4 protein-coding genes are annotated in these 8,943 nt (G+C 66.7%); 3 read left to right on the plus strand and 1 reads right to left on the minus strand.

What is annotated here, in order from left to right:
- Positions 1 to 32: 32 nt before the first annotated feature.
- Entirely contained in the window at positions 33 to 1,799 is a 1,767-nt protein-coding gene (locus N416_RS0110550) for a molybdopterin-dependent oxidoreductase (RefSeq protein ID WP_036457671.1), read from the minus strand.
- A gap of 591 nt (positions 1,800 to 2,390) precedes the next feature.
- Between N416_RS0110550 and eccB the strand changes: the two genes are divergently transcribed.
- From eccB to N416_RS0110565, 3 genes are all read left to right on the plus strand, one after another.
- Positions 2,391 to 3,902, plus strand: coding sequence for a type VII secretion protein EccB (gene eccB / locus N416_RS0110555; protein WP_024442074.1), 1,512 nt, complete (start codon positions 2,391 to 2,393; stop codon positions 3,900 to 3,902).
- A complete protein-coding gene (locus tag N416_RS0110560; RefSeq protein ID WP_024442075.1) occupies positions 3,899 to 8,113 on the plus strand; it encodes a type VII secretion protein EccC in 4,215 nt (1,404 codons plus the stop codon). The genes eccB and N416_RS0110560 overlap by 4 nt, the downstream gene beginning before the upstream one ends.
- Before the next feature lie 360 nt (positions 8,114 to 8,473).
- Complete coding sequence (locus N416_RS0110565; RefSeq protein ID WP_024442076.1) at positions 8,474 to 8,773, plus strand: PE family protein; 300 nt, start codon at positions 8,474 to 8,476, stop codon at positions 8,771 to 8,773.
- Positions 8,774 to 8,943 lie beyond the last annotated feature (170 nt).

The raw sequence follows: 8,943 nt of genomic DNA on the forward strand, positions 1-8,943 counted from the left end.
GCCGCGGCAGCCCTCATCTCCCGGGGATCGGCTCAGATCGTCTGATGGCGGCCGAAGAACTTGTGGTCTTCGCTGTAGCCGCCGTGGCCGCTGCCGATCTCCTTATAACTCTCGACGAACTCGATGCCCTTGATCCATTTCACCAGCTTGTAGCCGTGCTGCAGCTCGTTGCGCAGCCGCAGCGGCCGACCGTGCATGTAGGGCAGCGGCTGGTCATTCATGTTGTAGGCCAGCATCGACATGTGGTGCCACATCTGGTCGACCGGGTGTGCGTTGTAGAAGATGCCGCCGGTGGCGCCCAGGCCCATCGAGTAGAAGATCGCCCACTTGGCCTGCGGAAGCGGTTTGACGATCTCCATGATCGTCGACATCTGCACGCCGCCCCATTTGGCCACGCCGGACCAGGCCTGCACGCACATGTGCTGGGTGATCTGGTCGTGATACGGCAGGGCCTTGAGGTCCTCCAGCGAGAACTCCATCGGGTTCTCGACCAGGCCGTAGACCTTGAGTCGCCAGTCCTTGAAGTCTCCCGCCTCGTATTCCTTGTACTCGACGGTCTCCGGCAGCCGGCCGTTGCGCCAGTGGAACGGCGAGATGTCGTCCTCGGTGAAGGTCCCGGGCTCGGGGTTCAGATGTTCCAGGGCCCGCTGGAACGGCCCGATGAGGGCATAGCCGATCTTCTGGACGACCCGCGGGTAGCGCAGGGTGAGCGGCGTGGCCGCGATCCAGCCGATGGTGCACACCACCGCCGCCACGCAGAAGACGTAGAAGCCCGTCGCGCTATGGCATTCCGGGCCCGCGCCTTCCGCACATCCCCGGGCGGCGAACATGTGGTTGAGATTGTCGAAGGCGTCGGTAGCGAACACCATGGTGACGTGCACGAGGATGAACAGCAGGAAATAGACCAGCACTACGAAGTGCAGGGAGCGGGCGATCTGCAGGTTGAGTCGCATGTGCTTGCTGATCAGCCCCAGCCGCTGTGATAGCGCCGGGGACATGCCCAGCGCGGTGATCAGCGCGGCGGGAGCAGCCACGAACACCGTGACGAAGTAGGAGATCAGCTGCAGCGCGTTGTAGTTGGTCCAGGTGTGGTCGTCCGGCCAGTCCAGCGATGCGTACTGGATCATCACCGAGGCAGCGTGCGGAATGATGTCCCAGCTGGTCGGAACGATACGGCGCCACTGACCGGTGGTGAACAGCAGGACATAGAAGACCGCACCGTTGAGCAGCCACAACACCCCCAGGCCCATGTGCCACCAGCGGGCCAGCCCGATCGAATGCCGGAAGCCCGGTAGCCCGAACTGCGCCGGCAGCGCGACGGTGTCGGCATTGGCCGTCCAGTAAGGGTCGTCCGGGACCGGCGGCCCCACCCGCAGCCATTCGTCCTTGCCGGGGGTGGAGTTGCGGCTGAAGTACAGCCGCGGGTGGTCACAGAGAATCTGGATGCCGGCGCGGATGATGAAGATCATCATGAACAGGTTGAAGAAGTGGGTCCACCCGGCCCAGGCCGGCAGGCCCCCGGCGACTTCGGTGGACGGGCTGCTGCCGGGATACCTGGTGATGAAGTCCTCGATGCCCGGCATGTGCCGAATGCCCTTGCCGATCGCGACCATCGCCACCATTCCGACGAAACCGATCGGAATCAGCCACAGCAGGTTGAACCACTTGTCGCGGCCGATACGCAGGTGCGGGGCGACCGCGCGGCGGCTGAGGTCGAAACCGCCGCCGTAGGTCTCGACGTCGACGGTCTCGTTGTGGTTTTTGTGGATCTCTGCCCGGTAGCCCTGTTCCAGCTCCAACTCGACGTCCACGACGTCCGTGGAGTAGTCGACTTGCCGGGTGGTTTCTTTCGTTGCTGGTGAGGTCGCGGGACCCCGCGGGTCGAGTTGCCCTCCAGCACCCTGTCCATCAATCGCGGTCACCTATCGACGGTAGCGCGAAAAACCTCGTGACCCGATACTCTGACATCAGATACGCAGGCTTCTGACAGGAAACTCAGGTACCGCAAGTGCGGATTACGGCGGTCGCCGACGGCCGCTGCGCCCCGGCCTGCGCCATCCTGGCTCGCCGACCGGGCCGATCGGGCGTTCGCTGCGATTATTTCGGTGGACAAACCACCGTTTTCCATTGGGCGCGACGCAGGTGAGCTCACCCGGCTCTGGCGCTTAACAGACCGTTCATCTAACGCGGTCATAATTCGTGCAAGAACAGGCGAAGTGCGTTTCGTCATCGCCATCAGATTGCAATCTGCGCCGCGGGCAGTCGTAGCGCGACACGGCTAGCATGCGCAGTGAAGAAACTTGTGACCAGGCAGGGGTAGATGACGACCTATACGGGACCGGCACCGCGCCGTAATCCGGCAGTGCTGCGGGCTGGGGTTGGGGCGCGCCGTGGCTGACGAACAGCGGGGACCCGGTTACGGCCTTGGGCTGTCGACACGGACCCAGATGACGGGGTACCAGTTCCTGGCGCGACGGACTGCGATGGCGTTGACGCGCTGGCAGGTTCGGATGGAAGTAGAGCCCGGCCGGCGCCAGTCGCTGGCCGTGGTGGCTTCCGTGTCGGCCGCGGCGGTCGTCTGCCTCGGTGCACTGCTGTGGTCGTTCTTGAGTCCCTCGGGCCAGATGAACGAATCGCCGATCATCGCCGACCGTGATTCCGGCGCCCTGTATGTGCGGGTCGGCGACACCATATATCCGGCACTGAATTTGGCCTCGGCGCGGCTGATCGCGGGCCGGGCCGACAACCCGCACAAGGTGCGCTCCACTCAAATAGCCGAGCAGCCGCACGGCCCGCTGGTCGGAATTCCCGGCGCGCCGTCGGACATCCTGCCCACGGCGCCCTCGACATCGTCGTGGCTGATCTGCGACACCGTCGCCAACGTCCAGGGCGTCGGTGCGCCGTCGCCGGTGACCGTGACGGTGATCGACGGCGCCCCGGAACTCAACTCCCGCCGCCGGGTGCTGGACGGACCCGACGCGGTGGTGCTGCGCTACGGCAATGACTCCTGGGTGGTTCGCCAAGGCCGCCGCTCGCGCATCGACGCCGCCGACCGGGCGGTGCTGCTGCCGCTGGGGCTGACCCCCGAGCAGGTCGACCACGCCCGCCCGATGAGCCAGGCGTTGTTCGACGCGTTGCCGGTGGGCCCGGAACTGGCGGTGCCCTTCGTGCCCGAGGCGGGTCAGCCGCCGGCCTTCCCGAATGCTCCCGGCCCGGTGGGCATGGTGTTCACCACGCCGCAGCTGGCTGGGCCGCAACAGTATTCGGTGGTGCTCATGAACGGCGTACAGACCGTCTCGCCGGTGGTGGCCCGCATTCTGCAGAACGCCGGCGCCACCGGAGGCGGTGCGCCCGCAGTGGTGACGCCGCAGGACCTGGCGAAGATGCCGGTGGTCACCGGACTGGACCTCTCGGCATACCCCGAGGGGCCGCTTCAGGTCGTCGACATCAAGGAGAACCCCTCCACGTGCTGGTGGTGGGAGCGTTCCGCCGGTGACAGCCGGGCCCGGGTGCAGGTGGTGTCCGGCCCGACGATTCCGGTGTCGCAGAAGCAAATGAAGCGGGTGGTGTCGCTGGTGAAGACCAACGACACCAACGTGCCGCAGGCCGACCGGGTCTACTTCGGTTCCGGCTACGGCAACTTCGTCGCGATCACCGGCAACGACCCGGACGCCTCGACGCGGGAATCGTTGTGGTGGATATCCGCCTCCGGCGTGCGATTCGGAATCCCCGGCGATGACGAGCGCAAGGCGCTGGGCCTGGTCGGAGAACCGGCACTGGCGCCGTCGGTGGCGTTGCGCCTGCTGGCACACGGACCGACCCTGTCCCGACAGGATGCGCTGGTACGTCACGACACCCTGCCAACCGATATGAGCCCAGCAGAATTGGCGGTGCCCAAGTGAAACGTGGATACGCCCGGCCGACGCCGGAACGCGCCCCGGTGGTCAAGCCGGAAAACATCGTATTGCCGACGCCGCTGAGCGTCCCGCCGCCAGAAGGCAAGCCGTGGTGGTTGGTGGTGGTCGGCGTGCTGGTGGTCGGCCTGCTCGTCGGCATGGTCGCCATGACCGTGGCCAGCGGCTCCCGGATGTTCCTGGGTGCCGGCTCGATCTTCCCGATCTTCATGATCGGTGGTGTCGCGATGATGATGTTCGGCGGCCGTTTCGGCGGTGGCGCCCAGCAACTCAGCCGGCCGAAGCTCGACGCGATGCGCGCCCAGTTCATGCTCATGCTGGACCGGCTGCGTGAGTCGGCGGCCGAGTCCGCGGACAGCATGGACGCCAACTACCGGTGGTACCACCCGGCGCCGTCCACCCTGGCCGCCGCGGTGGGGTCGTCACGGATGTGGGAGCGCCAGCCCAACGGCAAGGACCTCAACTTCGGGCTGGCCCGCGTCGGGGTGGGGATGACGCGCCCCGAGGTCACCTGGGGCGAGCCGCAGAACATGCCGACCGACATCGAGCTGGAACCGGTGACCGGTAAGGCGCTGCAGGAGTTCGGTCGCTACCAGAGCGTGGTCTACAACCTGCCCAAGATGATCTCCCTGCTGGTCGAGCCGTGGTACTCGCTGGTCGGCGACCGCGAGCAGGTGCTGGGGTTGATGCGCGCGATCATCTGCCAGCTGGCCTTCTCACACGGGCCCGACCATCTGCGCATGGTCGTGGTGACGTCGGATGTGGCGCAGTGGGACTGGGTGAAGTGGATGCCGCACTTCGGCGACCCGCGCCGTCAGGACGCCGCCGGCAACGCCCGCATGGTGTACGGCTCGGTGCAGGACTTCGCCACCGAACATGCCGAACTGTTCTCCGGGCGTGGATCGTTCATGCCGCGCCACGCGAGCTCGTCGGCGGAGACCCCGACCCCGCACCACCTGATCATCGTCGATGGCCTGGACCCGCAGTGGGAGTACGTCAACACCACCGAGGGCATCGACGGGGTGACGTTCTTCGACCTGACCGGCGCTCCGGAGTGGCGTGTCGTCTCACAGCGGGTGCTGCGTCTCGACGACAAGGGCATCATCAACGCCCTGCCACGTGACCGCGACACCTGGATGGTGATCGACGACAACGAGTGGTTCTTCGCGCTCGCCGACCAGGTCAGCCCCACCGACGCCGAACAGTTCGCGCAGCGGTTGGCGCACTGGCGGCTGGCGGCGGCCTACGAGGAGATCGGTCAGAAGGTGACGCACCACATCGGTGCGCGCGACATCATGGCCTACTACGGCATCGAGGACGCCGGGCGGATCAACTTCGAAGAGCTGTGGGCAAGCCGGCGTGACGGTGGCAGCCGGGGCCGCCTGCGGATTCCGTTCGGAAACCGTTCCGACAACGGCGAACTGCTGTTCTTGGACATGAAATCCCTCGACGAGGGCGGTGACGGGCCGCACGGCGTCATGTCCGGCACCACCGGTTCCGGTAAGTCGACCCTGGTGCGCACGGTGATCGAGTCGCTGCTGCTGGCTCACCCGCCGGACGAGCTGCAGTTCGTGCTGGCCGACCTCAAGGGCGGATCGGCGGTCAAGCCGTTCGCCGGCGTGCCGCACGTGTCGCGGATCATCACCGACCTGGAAGACGACCAGGCCCTCATGGAGCGCTTCCTGGAGGCCATGTGGGGTGAGATCGCCCGACGAAAGACCATGTGCGACAACGCCGGTGTCGACGGCGCCAAGGAGTACAACGAAATCCGGTCCCGGATGCGGGCGCGCGGCGACGACAGCCTGCCGCCGCTGCCGATGCTGGTCGTGGTGATCGATGAGTTCTACGAGTGGTTTCGCATCATGCCGACCGCCGTGGAGGTGCTGGACTCGATCGGCCGCCAGGGCCGCGCCTACTGGGTGCACCTGATGATGGCCTCGCAGACCATCGAGAGCCGCGCCGAGAAGCTCATGGAGAACATGGGCTATCGGCTGGTGCTCAAGGCGCAGACCGCCGGAGCCGCGCAGGCGGCCGGTGTCCCCAACGCGGTGAACCTGCCGGGTAAGGCGGGTCTGGGCTACTTCCGCAAGAGCGGCGAAGAGGTCATCCGGTTCCAGGCCGAGTTCCTGTGGCGCGACTACCACCGGGGCGGAATCCTCGACGACGAGCAGATGCCGTTGACGCACGCCGTCGACTACATCCGGCCGCAACTGTTCACCACCGAGTTCACTCCGCTCGAGGTCAGCGTCAGCACGCCCGAGATCGAGGCGGCCGAGGAGATGGCAGCGCTCGACACCAAGCCGGCAGCCGCGCCCGGCGAGCCGGCCGAGGAAGAGGACTTCATCCGGACTCCCAAGGTCGGCACGGTCATCATCGACCAACTGCGTCAGATCGACTTCGAGCCGTACCGGTTGTGGCAGCCGCCGCTGGATGTGCCGGTGACGGTCGAGAGCCTGGTGAACCGCTACTTGGGTCACCCGTGGCAGCAGGACTACGGCACCCGGCGCGACCTGGTGTTCCCGATCGGTGTCATCGACCGGCCCTTCAAGCACGACCAGCCGCCGTGGACGGTGGACACCTCCGGCCCCGGCGCCAACGTGCTGATCCTGGGCGCCGGTGGGTCGGGCAAGACGACCGCACTGCAGACCTTGATCTGCGCGGCCGCGTTGACGCACACCCCCGAACAGGTTCAGTTCTACTGCCTGGCCTACAGCGGGACCTCGCTGACCACGGTCGCCGGCCTGCCGCACGTGGGCAGTGTCTGTGGTCCGACCGATCCCGACGGGGTGCGCCGCACGGTGGCCGAACTGCTGGCGTTGGTGCGGACCCGCAAGCGCAGCTTCCTGGAGAACGATGTCGCGTCGATGGACGTCTTCCGCCGGCGGAAGTTCGAAGGTGCTCCGGGGGCGGTGCCCAACGACGGTTTCGGCGATGTCTATCTGGTGGTCGACAACTACCGGGCACTCTCGGAGGACAACGAGGTGCTCGTCGAGCAGGTCAACCAGATCATCAACCAGGGGCCGTCGTTCGGTGTGCACGTGATCGTGACCGCCGACCGCGAATCGGAGCTGCGCCCGCCGGTGCGAAGCGGTTTCGGATCCCGGGTCGAGCTGCGGCTGGCCGCGGTCGAGGATGCCAAGCTGGTGCGTTCCCGGTTCGCCAAGGATGTTCCGGTGAAGCCCGGACGCGGCATGGTCGCGGTCAACTACGTGCGCCTCGACAGCGACCCCCAGTCCGGTCTGCACACCCTGATCGCCCGGCCCGCGATGGAGGACACCGGCGACAAGGTGTTCGAGTCCGACAGCGTGGCGGCCGCGGTCAGCCAGGTGGCGGTCGGCCGGGTGCGCCCGGTGCGGCGTCTGCCGGCGCGGTTCGGCCTGGAAGAGGTGCGCGCGGTCGCGGCCAACGACCGTCGCGAAGGAGTGGGAGCGGGCGGTATCGCCTGGGCGATCTCCGAACTCGACCTGCAGCCGGTCTACCTGAACTTCGCCGAGAACGGCCACCTGATGGTGACCGGCCGTCGTGAATGCGGCCGCACCACCACGCTGGCCACCATCATGAGCGAGATCGAACGGCTCTATGCGCCGGGTTCCAGCAGTGCGCCGGCGCCCAGCCCGGACGGTCGGCCGTCGGCCCAGGTGTGGCTGATCGACCCGCGCCGGCAGTTGCTGACCACGTTGGGGTCGGACTACGTGGAGAAGTTCGCCTACAACCTGGACGGCGCCGTTGCGCTGGTCAACGAGTTGGCCGCCACGCTGGCCAACCGGGAGCCTCCGCCGGGGCTGTCGGCCGAGGAGCTGCTGTCGCGGACCTGGTGGAGCGGGCCGGAGATCTTCTTGATCATCGACGACATCCAGCAGTTCCCGCCCGGCTTCGACTCGCCGTTCCAGAAGGCTGCGCCCTGGGTCACCCGCTCGGCCGACGTCGGCCTGCACGTGATCGCCACCCGCACGTTCGGTGGTTGGTCGTCCGCTGGTGCCGACCCGCTGCTGCGGGCTCTGCACCAGGCCAACGCACCACTGTTGGTGATGGACGCCGACCCGGACGAAGGCTTCATCCGCGGCAAGATGAAGGGCGGCCCGCTGCCTCGCGGCCGTGGCCTGCTGATGGCGGAGGACACCGGGGTGTTCGTTCAGGTCGCCGCCACCGAGCTGCGGCGGGCGCCGGCGCAGGAGCGCGCGGCCACCCCGGCCGGCTGACCGGCCCGACCAGCAACCACTGTGACGCGAGCAACAGCGACACAGTGGTTGCTGGCGCTTTCACGGCCCCGACGCGGCCGGTGAATTAAGTGCGCCGGGATTTAAACCCGGCCCTGTTGCCCGCTGGTTTCGGAGGGCAGGGCGGCTGCCGGTCGCACCGGAAATGGCAGCCCTGTGTTTTTCCAGTTCGAAGCCTTTTCGGCGGCCGAACAACCGGCTCGCGGCCACCGGCTTGTTACCCCAGATGAACACTTGTTATCGGCAGGTGAACACTCGGCGATGTGGCTACTCCCGGGCACTTTGAGCCCTTACGATCGTCAGCAGAGAGATTGCTGACCGCGATCCCGGAGGAGGACTCGAATGTCGTTTGTGAACGCGCAGCCGGAAGCGCTGTCCGCTGCCGCTGCGAACTTGAGCGGTATCGGTTCGGCGTTGAACGCGCAGAACGCCGCCGCCGCCGCCCCGACCACCGGCGTGGTCCCGGCAGCCGCCGACGAGGTCTCGGCACTGACCGCGGCGCAGTTCGCCGCGCACGCGACGATGTACCAACAGGTCAGCGCGCAGGCCGCCGCGATCCACGAGATGTTCGTCGCAACGCTCAACCAAAGTGCGACCTCCTACGCCGCCACCGAGGCGGCCAACGCTGCTGCGGCGGGCTGATCAGGAGCCAACCGCATACCGGCTACGGGCTGATGGGAGGGGAACCAATCATTCGTTCAAAGCCGGTCGTCGGTTACCGACGTAACCGGTGGCAATAACCGTCAACTACGAGAATCAATAAGAAACAACGAACTTCAGAAAAGGAGACAACAGTGGCAACACGTTTTATG

Origin of the sequence: Mycobacterium sp. UM_WGJ, from assembly GCF_000455125.1 — a bacterium.
Lineage (GTDB): Bacteria > Actinomycetota > Actinomycetes > Mycobacteriales > Mycobacteriaceae > Mycobacterium.